Genomic DNA, 14,409 nt, shown 5'->3' on the forward strand with positions numbered 1-14,409 from the left:
CGCGCCCTAGGCGCGCGCCTGCGCCATCGCCGCCTCGAAGGGCGCCATCTGCCCGGCCAGGGCCTTCGCGAACGCCGGGCGCGCCTCGCACCGCTCCTTGTAGGCGAGAAGCGCCGGTTGCTCCGCGACGAGGTCGGTGTGACGCAGAATCCGCAGGACCGTCGTCATGAGGATGTCGGCCGCCGAGAACGACCCGACCAGATGGGCACGGCCGTCGAGACACGCGGCCAGCTCACCGAGGCGGCGCCGTACGGCGGCGGCGACGGCCGGGCGGTGCTCCTTGGCCCACCGCTCCTCGGAATAGAATAGATCGATCGCGGCGAGCTCCTGGATCGGCATCTCGATCGTGTTGAGCGCGGCGAACATCCACTGGACGACGCGCGCCCGCGCCGCCGGATCGGCGGGCAGGAGCGCGTGACTCTTCTCCGCGACGTGGAGGACGATCGCGCCCGACTCGAACAACCGGACGTCCCCGTCCTCGATCGCCGGAACCTGGCCGAAGGGCTGGATCGCGCGATAGTCGTCCAGCGAGATCGCACCTTTGCCAACGCCCACCAGGGTGACGCGATAGGGTAGCCCCGCCTCCTCGAGCGCCCAGCGCACCCGCAGGTCGCGGACGAGCCCCTGCGCAAACGGGGGCACGGCGCCGAACGCGTAGCAGTTGATCATGTCGCCTCCTCTCTACCAGTAGGTCGAACGAAGGGGCGCCGGATCGACAGCGACTCGCGCGGGGCTCAACCCGGAAGCGTCAGGCGTAGCACGGCGTACACGGCCGTGCCGATCGAGAGACCGGCCAGCAGCGGAGCGCGTTCCGGTCGCCCGCCGACCCGCATGACCCACGTGCCGATGCCGAACACCATCGCGAGCACGAGCAGCGCCGCCGACGTAGCGGGTGGCGCCGGCGCCGTGCCGCCGATTCCGGCGTCGAGGCAGGTCCAGAGGATGCCGAGCACGGCGGCGGCGATGAGGGCGACGCGTGCGAGCGGCATGCGGCTCAGAACAGCAGGAACGGGGCGGCCATCATGCCGAGCGTCACGCCGACCTGGAGCACCGATACGATCGTGCCCTGGGCCTTCTGCGCGAACGTCGGCTGGTCTTCGTCGCTCTTCGGCGCGGCGCCGTCGACTTCCGTCAGGTCGCCCTCCGGGAGCTCCTCCTGCATCATGCCGGCCTGGCGCAGCGCCTGGCGCTCCTCGGGCGAGAGCATCTGCAGGATCGGATCGTCCTGGCTGTACTTGCCGCTCAAGCGTGCGGCGGTGATCTCCTCGTCCTTGGCGATCTTCTCCTGATCCATCGCACAGCCGGCCATTCCGAGGGCCAGCACCACCGCCACCACGTGCGCCATCCGCATGGGCCGAGTATAGCCCCGAACCCCTACGATCCCAACCCGAGCCGCCGGGCGATGATGACCTTCATGATCTCGTTTGTTCCCGCATAGATCGACTGCACGGCGGCGTCGGCGTAGTCGGTCGCGATGGGCGTCTCCATCATGAAGCCGTAGCCTCCGTGGAGCTGGACGCAGGCGCCCACCAGGCGCTTCTGGAGGTCGGTCGTCCACCATTTGGCCCCGCTCACCTCCATCACGATGTCCTCGCCCCGCACGTGGGCGGCGAGCAGCTTGTCGACGAAGGCCTGGCCGACTTCGACCTCCGTCCACAGCTCGGCGAGCGTGAACTGCGTGTTCTGGAACGCGGCAATCGGTTTCCCGAAGGCCTTGCGCTCCTTCACGTACGTCATCGTATCCTCGAGCGCGCGTCGGCACGACGCGATCGAGGTGATGCCGATGACCAGCCGCTCCTGCTGGAGCTTCTGCATCAGCATCTTGAAACCCTGCCCCTCCTTGCCGAGGAGGTTCGCCGCGGGCACGCGGCAATCCTCGAAGAAGAGCTCGCTCGTGTCCTGGCCGCGGAGGCCGAGCTTGTCGAGCTTCTTGCCGCGCACGAAGCCGGGCGAGCTCGCCTCGACGAGGAGCAGGCTCACGCCCGCATGTGCGGGCTTCGCCTGCGGGTTCGTCTTCGCGACGACGACGAAGAGGTCGCCGATCTGCCCGTTCGAGATGAACGTCTTGGCGCCGTTCAATACGTAATGATCGCCGTCGCGCCGCGCCGTCGTCTGGACGTTGGCGAGGTCCGATCCCGTGCCGGGCTCGGTCATCGCGATGCCGAGCAGGATGTCGCCGCTGATCGTGCCGGGGAGGTACGTCTTCTTCTGCTCCGGGCTGCCGTACTCCGTGATGTACGGCATCACGATGTCGGAGTGGAGCGAGAGCATCATGCCGTGCGCCCGCACGCGCGCCATCTCCTCGTTCACGATCGCGGCGTACAGGAAGTCGGCGCCCGCGCCGCCGTACTCGGTCGGCGCGCACACGCCGAGGAATCCCTCGGCTCCGGCGCGCTTCCACGTCTCGCGGTCGCTCGTGCCGCGCTGGTTCCAGCCCTCGACCTTGGGCGCCACCTCCTTTTCGACGAAGCGGCGCACCTGCTGGCGGAAGAGCTCGTGTTCCTCGCTGAAGAGATCCCGGCGCATGGATCATGGGCGTATGCGGACGCCCCGTTCCACGCAACCGGCCGCGGGCGCCCGCCCGATGGGGGAGCGGACGCCCGCGTCGCGGTCAGCGGCCGAACAGCCGGAGCACGTCGAGGAGGTTGATGCGGGCCCTCGCGCCCACGGCCGCCGGCGCGGGAAGGCCGAGCGTCAGGTCCACCACCGGGTTACCGGTCGCCGTCACGCAGAACGGGCCGGCGATGGTCGCCTGGAGGGTCAAGAGATTCGGACGAGTGCCGTCGGTCCGGATGCGGCGCGCGGCCGGGAGACCGAAGGCCCCCGCCACGCTCTGCCCGGGACAGAACGCGCCGTTGGTGCCGGTGAGCGTCGTCGGCTCCGAGGAGAGCGAGATGTTCGATGCGAACGCCCCCAGGAACGCGGCGCCGTCGGGCGGACAGTCGACGCTGGTGCCGGCGCTGCTCGCCGAGCAGCGCTGTCCGTCGCGTGGCCCGCCGTTGCACCGCCCGGAGACGCAGGTGGGACACGTGGCGAGGTAGATGCGGTTCGAGAGCGCGCCGCGGACGTTGGTGGCGAACCCGAGGATGTCGATGTCGCCGCAGAAATCGTCGAGCGCGGTCGACACTGCGCAGGCGCTCACGCCGGGCAGCACGTTCGCGATCCCGAGCGGTGGCGCGAAGAAGCAGTTGGCGTCGAGCGCGCAGCTGCCGGGAACGCCGCTGCAGTCGGCGTCGGTCGTGCAGAGGCCGTGGCCGTCACGTCCCGGCCGACCGTCGATGCAGTGGCGGCCGGGTCCGGCGCCGCGCGTGCAGCTCGCGGGTCCGTCGCCGTCGCTCGGGCCGAAGATCGCGCGCGTGCCGCGCAGCCCGACGATGCTGACGACGGTCTCGTTGCCCGACGGGATCGGCAGCCCGCCGACGGGCGCCGCGCCCGAGCCCGCGTACAGGCAGTTCGTGCCGAGCTGCGCGAGCGTGTGGTTCGAGCCGTCCGACACCGTGCCGACGAACGGCGACGACGCCGGCGGTACGAACCCGGGCCCGCCGCACGTGCTCGAGCCGCCGATCGTCTGCAGCGGCACGTTCAGGAGCGGCGGCAGGTGGAGGATGGGATCGGTGCACTGCACCGGCGGCAGCGTCGACGACGTCGTGCTGGTGCTGCTCGAGGTGGTGGTCGTCGACGACGTCGACGTGGTGGTGCTCGGCGGCCGTGCCGTCGTGCTCGTGCTGCCGCCGGTCGGACAGGCGCTCGCGTCGATGGCCGTGCAGTCGTTCACGCACTCGAGGAAGGCGCCCGCCGCGGACGAGCCGGGGCAGGTGACGCCGCCGAAGTCGTCGCCGGCGTCGCAGCCGTCGAATCCGCAATCGCAGACCTCGCCCGCCTCGCGCACGCCGTTGCCGCACACGGGACCCGGCGCGGTGGTGGGTGTGGCGCTCGTGGTGGTCGTGGTCGTCGGCGGCGGCAGGGTCGCCGGGCTCGTGCTGGTCGTCGTCGACGTCGTGGAGGTGGTCGACGTCGTCGTCCCCGAGCAGCCGCCGTTCGGATCGCAGGCCTCGCAGCAGCTCGCCACCTCGCTCACGCAGGCGGTGCCGCCCTTGGGCGCGCGGCACAGGATCGCGTCGCGCTTGATCGAGCACTTCTTGCGTCCGCTGAGGGTGGTGCGGCAGCACGCGACCGCGCCGGGCCGCCCGCAGGTCGACTGGGAGGCGCACTTGCGCAGCGTGGAGAGGCATCCGGAAGAGAGCCGGCCCTGGGCCACCGCCACCCCGGCGACGGCCATCGCACAGCGCAAGTACGTGTGCGGGGTCATCGCGCTCGCGCAGTCGCACTGCTGGGTGACGAGGGACTTCACCTCGGCCAGCGCGGCGAGGTCTGCGCTCGAGGAGCACGACGACGATGCCGCCGACGGACGCGGGGCCAGGGCGAGCAGGGATGCGAGGAGCAGGCCGAGACGGGTCACATGCATCGTAGGGGTCCCTCCCGGCGGGTGTCCCTACGCCCCCATCCCCTCGATCCCTATAGCAGGCCGGCTCAAAGATTTGTTATTTTCGGACAACTGGGATGTCCGCTCGGGACACATCGAGGGTTCGCGCTGTCCGCTCCGAACCCGTGATCGCGCCGCCGCCGGGGCCCACGGTCGCGCGCCTCATCGTGCAGCAGATCGCCTTCGGGCTCGGCTTGCTCGGGGTGGATGGCGTCGCCGTGCTCCGCCGCTGCGACCTCGACGAGGCGGCGCTGAAGCGTCTGCCCGAACGCGTCCCGTTCGCGCTCGTCGTTCGTCTGTTCGCCGCGATGCACGCGGTGACGGGCGAGCAAGGCTTCGGCCTTCGCTTCGCCGCGCAGGTGCTTCCGGAAACCTGGGAGATGCTCGGCTACGTCGTGCGCAGCAGCGGCACGCTCGGCGACGCCCTCCTGCGCGCCGGGCGCTACCTGCGTCTCATCTCGGACGCCACCGAGCTCAGCCTGCACGTCGAGGGCAAGCGCGCGCTCCTTCTCTATCGCAACCCGTATCCCGAGCTGGCGCTACCCGAGATCACCGAGTTCGTCCTGGCCGTCATCGCGATCATCGGCCGGCACCTGAGCGGTCGCAACGTCGTCCCGCTCGAGGTCCGCTTCACGCACGCCGAGCCCGACGACACGACCCTGCACACGCAGCTCTTCGGCGCGCCCGTACGCTTCCGCCGGCCGCACGACGGCCTCGTGCTGGACGAGGCGGTGCTGCACCTCCCGATCGGCAGCCACGATCCGCGCCTGTGCACGCTCCTCGAGCGTCAGGCCGAGCAGCTCCTGGCGCGGCTGCCCGAGCCACGGCGCTTCACGCGGGCCGTGCAGGATCTCCTCACGAGCGAGATCGAATCGGGCAATTCCAGCGCCGATCGCGTCGCGGCGCACCTCGGACTCCATCCCAAGACGTTGCGCCGCCGCCTTCAGGCCGAAGGCACCAGCCACCGGCGCCTGCTCGAGAGCGTGCGCCGCGATCTCGCCGAGCGCTACCTCACCGTCTCCGACAAGACGGTGAGCGAGATGGCGTTCATGCTCGGATACGCGGACCCGAGCGCGTTCCACAAGGCCTTCCGTCGCTGGACCGGCATTGCGCCGGACGTCTACCGTCGCCGTGCGCGCCTCGCCCCGGCTCGATGAGATTTCGAGCCAAGACTACGTCGTGGCTCGAGGGGGGACGCGAGTGTGAGGCGACGGGGGTCCTGTCGCTCGTCCTACTGGAAGACCGTCGCGGTCATCTGGAACGGCACGTTGCCGCCCGCGTAGGGATCGACCAGCACGTACCACGTGCCGCTCGCCGGCGACGGGATCTCGATGCCGTCGTACACGCCCACGTTGATGCTGCGCGCGTCGAACGCGCTCGTCGTCGGCGGCGCGCCCTGCCGGACGTAGAGGTCGACGTCGTTGAGACCGGCGTCGATGCCGTTGAGGGTGAAGCGCAGCGTCGCGGCGCCCGGAGGGACGGTGAGCGAGACCTCCCGCTGCGTCCCGACCTCGGAGAGCGCTCCGACCAGCGTATCGACCTCGAGCGCGTGCGCCGCGATCTCGCACGCGGCGATCGCCGCCGTGGTCGCACTGCCGGCGCATCCGCCGCCGAACGTTCCCGCCGCGTCGAGGAGCTGCACCTGGGCGTCGCTGCAGCTGCCCTGGATCGCCGGCAGCACCTTGGCCGCGAGCTCGGCCTCCTTCGCCTGCGACGTCGTGTCCGGACAGGCGCCGACCTTCCCGGCGTCGAGGTAGCCCTGGCACTTCGTGCCCAGCTTGAGGACGGCGAGACCGTACTTGCTCGCCGCTTTGCCGATCACGAGCTGACACGCGAAGAGTCCCGCGTTGCCGGGCGCAGCGGTGGGATCGGCGTATTCGGCGTCGACCATGGCGTCGGCGGCGGCGTCGCCGGCCGCGAGGATGCACGCCGAAAGGTCGTCGGCGTTCGCGGCACCCGTGCAGGGTCCCGCCGCGCCGATCGCGGGCACGACGCTCGCCGGACATCGCAGGCCCAAGCGCAGGGGATCGACCCTGGTCGCGGCGCGTGCGATCGCCGCGGCGGTGGACGCGTCGGGGCACGGCGTCGCGCTGCCGCGCTGCACGCGGTCGACACAGCGGCGCATCAGCTTGAGGCGCGTCTTCGTGTAGCTCTCGTACCGCTTGCGAACCTCCGTCCGACAGCGCTGCGCGTCGGTGCCGAGGCTCCCGAACTGCAGCGTCGTGACGCTCGTCGCCGGATCGCCCACCTGCGAGATCGTGCCGCACGAGGCGGGGCCCAGGTCCCCGCCCGCGATCGACTGGATGAAGGCCGCGTTCTGGAAGACGTTCGAGTCGAACGAGAGATCGGTCGGGCGGCAGTCGGCCGACGATCCACCGGACGTCACGCCGGCGAGAACCTCGCCGCCGCCGAAGTCGACGAAGAGGGGGCCGCCCGAATCGCCCGAGCACGTGTCCGAGTCGGTGCCGGGCGACCCGATCGGATGATCGTACGTCCAGCAGACGTGCGCCGGCTCCGGCACGCCGGAGCACGCGGCGAGCGTGACCGCGCCCTGACGCAGGAGCCCGAAGTCGTCGTTCGCACCGTCGGTGATGCCGTATCCGGCGATCGTCGCCGTCGTGCCTGCGCTCGGATTGGCGGTCGTGTTGATCGGCGTCGGCCGGATCCCGGTGACGGGTTGCGTGAGCGTCAGCACCGCCACGTCGCCGGCGACCGAGAATGCATAGGCGGGATTCACGTCGGCGGCGCTCACGGCGAGGATTCCGGCGTGCTGCAGATACACGCGCAGGCTCGCGGTGGACGGCGTGCCGCACGACGCGAAGTCGTCGCCGGCGCAGACACAGTGCGCCGCCGTCACCACGTGCTGACAGCCGACGAGCGTCGCGGAGCAGAAGCCGGCGTGGAAGGTGTTGGGGTACGCCTGGAGGAGGACGCCGGTGGTCGGTCGCGCCTGGGTGGGCACACCATTCACGATGCGCGGCCGCAGCGTCCCGGACGCGACGACGTCCGTCACGACGAGCAGGCCCAACAAGGCCCCGGCGATCGCGCGACGCATGACGCATGGGTATACGCGCATTGGGGGCACCCTGGCCAGGATCTTTCTCACCTGCCCACGAGCGCGGGCAGAACCGCGGCGTCGGTCAGGTCCGCGAAGGCCCAGGTGGCACCACCCGCGAGCAGCTCCGCGCCGGCGGCACCTCCGGTTTCGACCGTGAGTGCCTCGGCGCCGATCGCCCGCGCCGCAGCGACGTCGCGCAGCGTGTCGCCGATGACGACCACACGGCATTCGCCGGGGCGTGCGCCCAGGTGCGCGGCGCCACGCTCGGCGGCGAGACGAATGATCGTCGCGCGATCCTCGTGGTCGCAGCCGTAGCCGCCGAAGGCGAAGTGGCGGTCGATGCCCGCATGCCCGAGCTTGATGCGCGCACCTTCGCGCAGGTTTCCGGTGCCGAGCCCGACCGCGACGCCGTCGCGCGCGTCGAGCGCCAACAGGAGCTCGCGCACGCCGGGCAGCACGCGAAAGCCCTGCGAGTGCGGCATCTCGGCCGCGAGCGCCACGAGGTAGGCGGCGCAGAGCCCGTCGATGGTGGCCTCATCGGCGGGCAGGCCGGCCCGCTCGAGCCCGCCGCGGATGATCGCGCGATCGGTCATGCCGTGGAAGCGCACGTCGTCGAACGTCTCGCCGCGCCGGAAGCGGTCGCCGAACACGCGCGCGATCGCGCGCCGGCCGGCGCCTCCCGCGTGCAAGAGCGTGCCGTCGATGTCGAAGAGGAGGATCGTCGGGCGGGCGCTCAGATGCCGAGCTCCCGCGCGATCAGCGTCAGCTGGATCTCGCTCGTGCCCTCGGTGATCGTCATGAGCCGCGCATCGCGGAAGAAGCGCTCGACCGGGAACTCGGTGATGTAGCCGTAGCCGCCGTGGATCTGGAGCGCCTCCCACGTGACGTGCTGCGCCGCCTCGGACGCGAAGAGCTTGGCGATCGCCGCCTCCTTCATGCAGGGCACGCCCTCGTCGAAGAGCCAGGCGGCGCGCCACACCATGGTGCGCGCGGTCTCGACCTCCATGGCCATGCGCGCCAGCTTGAACTTGATGGCCTGGAACTTCCCGATGCGCTGCCCGAACTGCTCGCGCTCGCCGGCGTACTGGAGCGCCACCTCGAGCGCCGCCTGCGACACGCCGACCGAGCGCGCCGCGTGCGTGATACGGCCGCCCTCGAGCGTCGAGGTGACCTGCTTGAAGCCGCCCTCGACGCCACCCAGCAGGCACGAGGCCGGCACCCGCATGTTCTCGAACGCCAGCACCGCCGTCTCGGAGGTGTGATGGCCGAGCTTGCGGAGCTTCTTCGACACGACGTAGCCCGGCGTCGCGGTGTCGACGATGAACATGCTGATGCCGTCGCCGCGCCGCGTGCGATCGGTGTAGGCGGCCAGCATGCAGTAGTCGGCGATCGTGCCGTTGGTGATGAAGATCTTCGAGCCGTTGATGACGTACTCGTCGCCCTCACGCACCGCCGTCGTGCGGATGGCTGCCGCGTCCGAGCCCGCATTCGGCTCGGAGAGCCCGAAGCATCCGAGCTTCTCGCCCGTGAGGGCCGGCCGGAGGTACTGCTGCTTCTGCGCCTCGGTGCCGAACTTGATGAGCGGGATCGTCGCGAGCCCGACGTGCCCCAGGAGGGCCGCCGCGAAGCCGCAGTTGACGCGCCCGATCTCCTCGATGAGCAGGCAGCGCATCACCATGTCGCCGCCGCTGCCGCCGTAGGTCTCCGGGATGCCGACGCCGAGGTAGCCGAGGCGCCCCAGCTCCCGGAACAGATCGACGGGGAACGTCTCGGTCGCCTCGAGCTCCTCCACGCGCGGCGCGAGGGCGCGCGTCGACCAGTCGCGCACCGCGAGACGGAACGCCTCCTGCTCCTCGTTCAGGGTGAAGCCCAGCATGTCGCCCCTCCGAGCGCGGGACTGTAGCAGCGCGGTCGGGGGCGGTGCACGGGGCCTGGCGAGGCGGGGACGGCGGGGCGGCGGGGCGAGGTCGGAGCGAGCCCGCAGGGCCCTGCGCGCGCAACGGTTTGCGGTTCTGTCGCCGCGGCCTACGAGGCGCGCGTGGCCCGAGGACCGCGAGCGAAGACCTCGCCCCGCCGCCCCGCCGTCCCCGCCTCGCCAGGCCCCGTGCACCGCCCGATCGCTCGGGGTCGCTATGCTCTGGCGAGGTGGCGGGAGCGGTGGGCCTGATGCCAGGTGCGGAGGACGACGCCGACGGAGGCGACGAGGTCGCGGACCATGCGTTCGTCGCGCTCGTCGAAGTGCGGGGCGCCCTTCTTGTTGAGAAGGCTCATGACGGCGAACGGACGGTCCCGGCGATCGAGGATGGGGACGCTCAGCACGCTCTTGGTGCGGTAGCCGGTGCGCTGGTCGACGTCGCGGTTGAAGAGGGGCGACTCGTAGGCGTCGGGCACGTTCAGGAGCTGCCCGCCACGATAGACGTGGCCCGCGATGCCGCCGCTCGCGGGGATGCGGATCTCGAGCGGTTTTCCACCCTCCCCTTGCGCGACCATCGAATAGAGCTCGCCGCGCTGCTCGTCGGCGAGCAGCAGCGAGACGCGATCGGCGTCGAGGAGCTGGCCCACCTTCAGCGTCAGCACCTCGATCATCTGGGCGAGCATGACCTCGAAGGCCTCGTCCGTCCCGAGCGTCATGACCTCGAGGAGCTGATTCGCTTCTCCCGTGAGGTCCTCGAGGAACTTCGTGAACTGTCCCGGCGGCATCTCCGCCACCTGCTTGGTGATCTCCCCGACGCGGTTCGAGCGCGCGAGCGTCGCGAGCAAGCGCTGGGTGCTGGCGCGCACCGCTTCCGAGAAGGTCGAGAGCCGCCCCTCCTCCAGGTGGATGATGCGGTCGGCCACGTCGAGAATGCGGTTGTCGTGCGTGACGAGCACGACGGCGGTGCCTTCCCTCTTCGCCAGATCGTGGAGCCGGTCGACGACGTCGCGCCCGGACTTCTTGTCGAGCGACGCCGTCGGCTCGTCGGCGAGGATGATGCGCGGCCGCGCGGCGAGTGCGCGCGCGATCGCGACGCGCTGCTTCTGCCCGCCGGAGAGCTGGTCGGGGTAGTGGTTCACGCGATCCTCCAGCCCGACGCTCTTCAGCATCTCGATCGCGCGACTCTTCCCCTCCTTCGGCTTGAGCCCGAGCTCGGTCGACAGCCCCATGGTGACGTTCTCGGTCACGCTGAGCGCATCGAGAAGGTTGTGGAGCTGGAAGATGAAGCCGATCTGCCGCCGCACGGCGACGAGCGCCGCCTCGCCCGCGCCGTTCAGCTCGTGTCCGAGCACCTTGAGGCTCCCCTCCTGCGTCGCGCGCAGCGCGCCCATGAGCGTGAGGAGCGTCGTCTTGCCCGAGCCTGAGGGGCCGGTGAGGATCACGATCTCGCCCGCGGCGATCTCCGCCGAGACGTCGAACAGGATCTGCTTCCGGAGCTGGCCGCTGCCGTAGTAGTGCGACACCTCGGCGACCGTGATGACCGCGTCGCCCGCCATCAGAACACGTCGGCCGGATCCGCGGCGCGGAGCTTGCGGACGGCGATCAGCGCAGACGCCCAGCACATGACGAGCGTGAGCACCAGGACCTGGGTCGCGCGCACGGGCTCGATGGCCATCGGCAGCATCGTCGCCTTCTTCGTGACGACGTAAAGGCGCTCGCACAGCGCCACGCCGGGCACGAAGCCCGCGAGGCCCAGGATCGACGACTCGAAGAGCACGACGGCCGCGAGGTAGCGATTCGTGTAGCCCATCGCCTTGAGGGTCGCGTACTCCTTCAGGTGGTCCGAGATGTCGGCGAAAAGGATCTGGTAGACGATGATCATGCCGACGACGAGCCCCATGATGACGCCGAACGTGAACACGAAGCCGATCGGCGTCGCCGTCGCCCAGTAGCCGACCTCGTGGTCGATCATCTCCTGCTTGGTCACGATCTTCACGTCCTGGGGGAGATGGGCGCGCATCGCCGCCTGGACGGCCTTCGGATCGGCGCCGGGCTTGAGGCGTACGATCCCGATGCCCGGCTTCCCGAGCGTCATGTGCGGGTTGATGCGCAGGTAGTTGAGGTCGCTCGTGTAGATCGTCCCATCGACGCCGAACGAGGTGCCCATCTTGAAGAGGCCGCCGACCGTGACCCTGCGGTTGCGCGCTTCGGTCGAGACCTCCTTGCCCTCCTTGAAGAGCGAGACGATCGGACCGAACTCGGGCCGCGAGTACTCGTCGAACAGGACGACGTCGGGCTCGCGCGTGAGGCGCACCTGCGCGTTCACCTCCGGGAGATCGAATGCGTCGGCCACCGGATCGATGCCGAGAATGAAGATGTCACGCGTCCGTCCCGTCTCCGGGTTCTTCCACGGCACCGTGCCCGTGTAGACCGGCGTCACGGACTCGACGCCGTCGAAGGCAAGCGCCTGGTAGAGCCGCACGCGTGGGAACTGGCTCGGAAAGGCGAGCACGTTGTAGTGCGGGTGGAAGAAAAAGAGGTCGCCCTTCAAGCGCATGTGGACGTTGACGGCGCTGTTGAAGAGCGCGTCCTGGAATCCGAACTGCATGAACATGAGGATCACGGCGAACGCGACGCCGGCGATCGCGACCGCGAAGCGGCCCTTCTGGCGGCGGAGCTGAAGCCAGGCGAGTCGAGCGCCGGAGATCATGGACGTCGCCTACGGCTGGATCGCGACCTCGACCTGGAGGTGCGAGAGGCCGGCGGCGCGCTTCGCCTCGTCGAGCTTGACGCGCACCTCGACGACCCGCGAGTCGGTCTTGGCGACCGGATCGGTGCCGAGGACGTCCTGCTTGCCGATCTTCATGCCGATGCGGTCGACCTTCCCGGTGAGCGTGCCCTCGAACGCGGGGCTCTTCACGCTCACCTGCTGGCCGACCTTCACGCGTCCGATGTCCGTCTCGTAGACCTCCGCGACCACGAACATCTCGTCCGTCTGCGCCAGCTCCGCGATGCCGCCCGGACCGACCCGCTCGCCGCGTCGCGCGAAGATCTGCACGATCTGTCCGGCGACGGGGGCCCGCACGACGTCGAGATCGAGGACCGCCTGGGCGGCGACGAGGTCGGCGCGCGCCGTGTCGACGTGGAGCTGCGCGTTGTCGAGCGCCTCCTGCGAGACGATGCGCTGGGCGATGAGCGGTCGCAGGCGCCCGAGCTCGGCTTCGGCGTTGCGGAGGGCGGCCTTCGCCTTGGTGACCGCCGCTTCGTCGGCCGTCATCGTGTCCAGGTCGGCGATCGGCTGATCGACCTTCACGCGATCGCCCTCCTCGACGTAGAGCTTCGCGATGACGGCCGAGGGACGCGACGGGCCCGCGATGCGCAGGATGCCGTCCTTGGGCTCGATCCGCCCGAGGGCGCTCACGCCCGCGGGCGCTCCGGGCTGCGCGCCCGCGGTCGCGTCCGCCGAGCGATCGGTCGACTGACATCCGGCGGCGACGAACGTGACGGCCGCGAGCGATCCGAACAGTCTCGTCGTCCATCGGGGCATGCGGTCCGTCCTCGACGAACCTTCTAGTCTGCTCACGTGCGGGAGAGCAATGCTCGCCGACCTGTCCCGTCCGCGCCCCTTCTGCTATCCCACGGCCATGGCGGTGGTCACGGTGGATGGCATCGGCGCCCACGAGGGCGCGACGGTCACGTTGCGCGGGTGGCTGGCGCAGCGGCGCTCGAGCGGCAAGCTGCACTTCCTGCAGGTCCGCGACGGCACGGGCACGATCCAGTGCGTGATGGGGAAATCCGACGTCCCGGAAGACGTGTTCCTGCTCGCCGACCACTTGCCGCAGGAGACCTCGCTCGAGGTCGACGGCGTCGTGCGCGCGGACAAGCGCTCGGCGATCGGGTACGAGCTGGGCGTGAGCGGGCTGCGCGTCGTCGCGAAGCCCGTGGCCGAATACCCCATCTCGCCGAAGGACCACGGCACCGCGTTCCTGCTCGAGCACCGTCACCTCTGGCTCCGCTCGACCCGCCAGCACGCCGTCATGCGCATCCGGGCCGAGATCATTCGCGCCGTGCGCGAATACCTCGACGGGCACGGCTTTCTCGGCTTCGACGCGCCGATCCTGACGCCCGCGGCGTGCGAGGGCACGACGACGCTCTTTCCCGTCGAGTACTTCGGCGAGCACGCCTTCCTGACGCAGTCGGGGCAGCTCTACGCGGAGGCCGGCGCGATGGCGTTCGGCAAGGTCTACACGTTCGGTCCCACCTTCCGCGCCGAGAAGTCGAAGACGCGCCGGCACTTGACCGAGTTCTGGATGGTCGAGCCGGAGATGGCGTTCGCCGGCCTCGACGAGGACATGGACCTGGCCGAGGACTTCCTCGTCCACGTCGTCGGGCGTGTGCTCGAGCGCCGCGCGGTCGAGCTGCGCGTGCTCGAGCGCGACACGACGAAGCTCGCGTGCGTGCAGAAGCCGTTCCCGCGCATCACGTACGGCGAGGCGATCGAGCGGCTCCAGCGCAAGGGCTTTCCCGTCACCTGGGGCGACGACTTCGGCGGCGACGAGGAGACGGCGCTGTCGAGCGAGTTCGACCGCCCGGTGATGGTGCACCGCTATCCGCTCGCGTCGAAGGCGTTCTACATGAAGGCCGATCCCGCCGACCCGCGGCTCGCGCTCTGCGTCGACGTGCTCGCGCCCGAAGGCTACGGCGAGATCATCGGCGGCGGTCAGCGCGAGGACGATCTCGCGCGGCTCGAGGCCCGGATCGCCGAGCACCAGCTGCCGCGCGAGGCGTTCGACTGGTACCTCGACCTGCGGCGCTTCGGCTCCACGCCGCACGCCGGATTCGGCATGGGTATCGAGCGGTGCGTGGCGTGGCTCTGCGGCCTCCACCACGTGCGAGAAACCATTCCCTTCCCGCGCATGCTCGAACGCCTGCGCCCGTGACTTGACCGTTTTC

The 14,409-nt window shown here is 70.3% G+C and carries 13 protein-coding genes; 2 read left to right on the forward strand and 11 right to left on the reverse strand.

Annotation, left to right across the window (positions count from 1 at the left end; all coding sequences use genetic code 11):
* Positions 1 to 6: 6 nt before the first annotated feature.
* From VMS22_02790 to VMS22_02810, 5 genes are all read right to left on the reverse strand, one after another.
* Entirely contained in the window at positions 7 to 669 is a 663-nt protein-coding gene (locus VMS22_02790; GenBank protein ID HXJ32940.1) for a glutathione S-transferase family protein, read from the reverse strand.
* 65 nt (positions 670 to 734) lie between these two features.
* Positions 735 to 989 (reverse strand): hypothetical protein, encoded by a 255-nt coding sequence (locus VMS22_02795; GenBank protein ID HXJ32941.1) that lies wholly within the window; start codon positions 987 to 989, stop codon positions 735 to 737.
* A 5-nt stretch (positions 990 to 994) separates the two neighbouring features.
* A complete protein-coding gene (locus VMS22_02800) occupies positions 995 to 1,351 on the reverse strand; it encodes a hypothetical protein (protein ID HXJ32942.1) in 357 nt (118 codons plus the stop codon).
* 23 nt (positions 1,352 to 1,374) lie between these two features.
* Positions 1,375 to 2,526 carry an acyl-CoA dehydrogenase family protein gene (locus VMS22_02805; GenBank protein HXJ32943.1) on the reverse strand — a complete coding sequence of 384 codons (1,152 nt, stop codon included), beginning with the start codon at positions 2,524 to 2,526 and terminating at the stop codon, positions 1,375 to 1,377.
* 85 nt (positions 2,527 to 2,611) lie between these two features.
* Positions 2,612 to 4,465: a hypothetical protein gene (locus tag VMS22_02810; GenBank protein ID HXJ32944.1), complete on the reverse strand. Its 1,854-nt coding sequence runs from the start codon at positions 4,463 to 4,465 to the stop codon at positions 2,612 to 2,614.
* Between the two features lie 143 nt (positions 4,466 to 4,608).
* Here VMS22_02810 and VMS22_02815 point away from each other — a divergent pair, with 143 nt between their 5' ends.
* Positions 4,609 to 5,640 carry an AraC family transcriptional regulator gene (locus VMS22_02815; GenBank protein HXJ32945.1) on the forward strand — a complete coding sequence of 344 codons (1,032 nt, stop codon included), beginning with the start codon at positions 4,609 to 4,611 and terminating at the stop codon, positions 5,638 to 5,640.
* 74 nt (positions 5,641 to 5,714) lie between these two features.
* On the opposite strand, the gene VMS22_02820 is transcribed toward VMS22_02815, so the two are convergent.
* The 6 genes from VMS22_02820 to VMS22_02845 all read right to left on the reverse strand — a co-directional run bounded on the left by VMS22_02820 (position 5,715) and on the right by VMS22_02845 (position 13,003).
* A complete protein-coding gene (locus tag VMS22_02820; protein HXJ32946.1) occupies positions 5,715 to 7,538 on the reverse strand; it encodes a trypsin-like serine protease in 1,824 nt (607 codons plus the stop codon).
* Positions 7,539 to 7,585: 47 nt separating this feature from the next.
* Positions 7,586 to 8,278 (reverse strand): HAD family hydrolase, encoded by a 693-nt coding sequence (locus VMS22_02825; GenBank protein ID HXJ32947.1) that lies wholly within the window; start codon positions 8,276 to 8,278, stop codon positions 7,586 to 7,588.
* Positions 8,275 to 9,414 (reverse strand): acyl-CoA dehydrogenase family protein, encoded by a 1,140-nt coding sequence (locus VMS22_02830; GenBank protein HXJ32948.1) that lies wholly within the window; start codon positions 9,412 to 9,414, stop codon positions 8,275 to 8,277. Before VMS22_02830 ends, VMS22_02825 begins: the two co-directional genes overlap by 4 nt.
* Positions 9,415 to 9,671: 257 nt before the next feature.
* Positions 9,672 to 11,012, reverse strand: coding sequence for an ATP-binding cassette domain-containing protein (locus VMS22_02835; protein HXJ32949.1), 1,341 nt, complete (start codon positions 11,010 to 11,012; stop codon positions 9,672 to 9,674).
* Complete coding sequence (gene devC / locus VMS22_02840; protein ID HXJ32950.1) at positions 11,012 to 12,166, reverse strand: ABC transporter permease DevC; 1,155 nt, start codon at positions 12,164 to 12,166, stop codon at positions 11,012 to 11,014. Before devC ends, VMS22_02835 begins: the two co-directional genes overlap by 1 nt.
* Before the next feature lie 9 nt (positions 12,167 to 12,175).
* Entirely contained in the window at positions 12,176 to 13,003 is an 828-nt protein-coding gene (locus VMS22_02845) for an efflux RND transporter periplasmic adaptor subunit (protein HXJ32951.1), read from the reverse strand.
* Positions 13,004 to 13,100: 97 nt separating this feature from the next.
* Between VMS22_02845 and asnS the strand changes: the two genes are divergently transcribed.
* Positions 13,101 to 14,396, forward strand: coding sequence for an asparagine--tRNA ligase (gene asnS / locus VMS22_02850; protein ID HXJ32952.1), 1,296 nt, complete (start codon positions 13,101 to 13,103; stop codon positions 14,394 to 14,396).
* The last annotated feature ends 13 nt before the right edge of the window (positions 14,397 to 14,409 follow it).

It is taken from the genome of Candidatus Eisenbacteria bacterium, from assembly GCA_035577985.1.
In the GTDB taxonomy this organism is placed as follows: Bacteria; Desulfobacterota; Binatia; order DP-6; family DP-6; genus DATJZY01.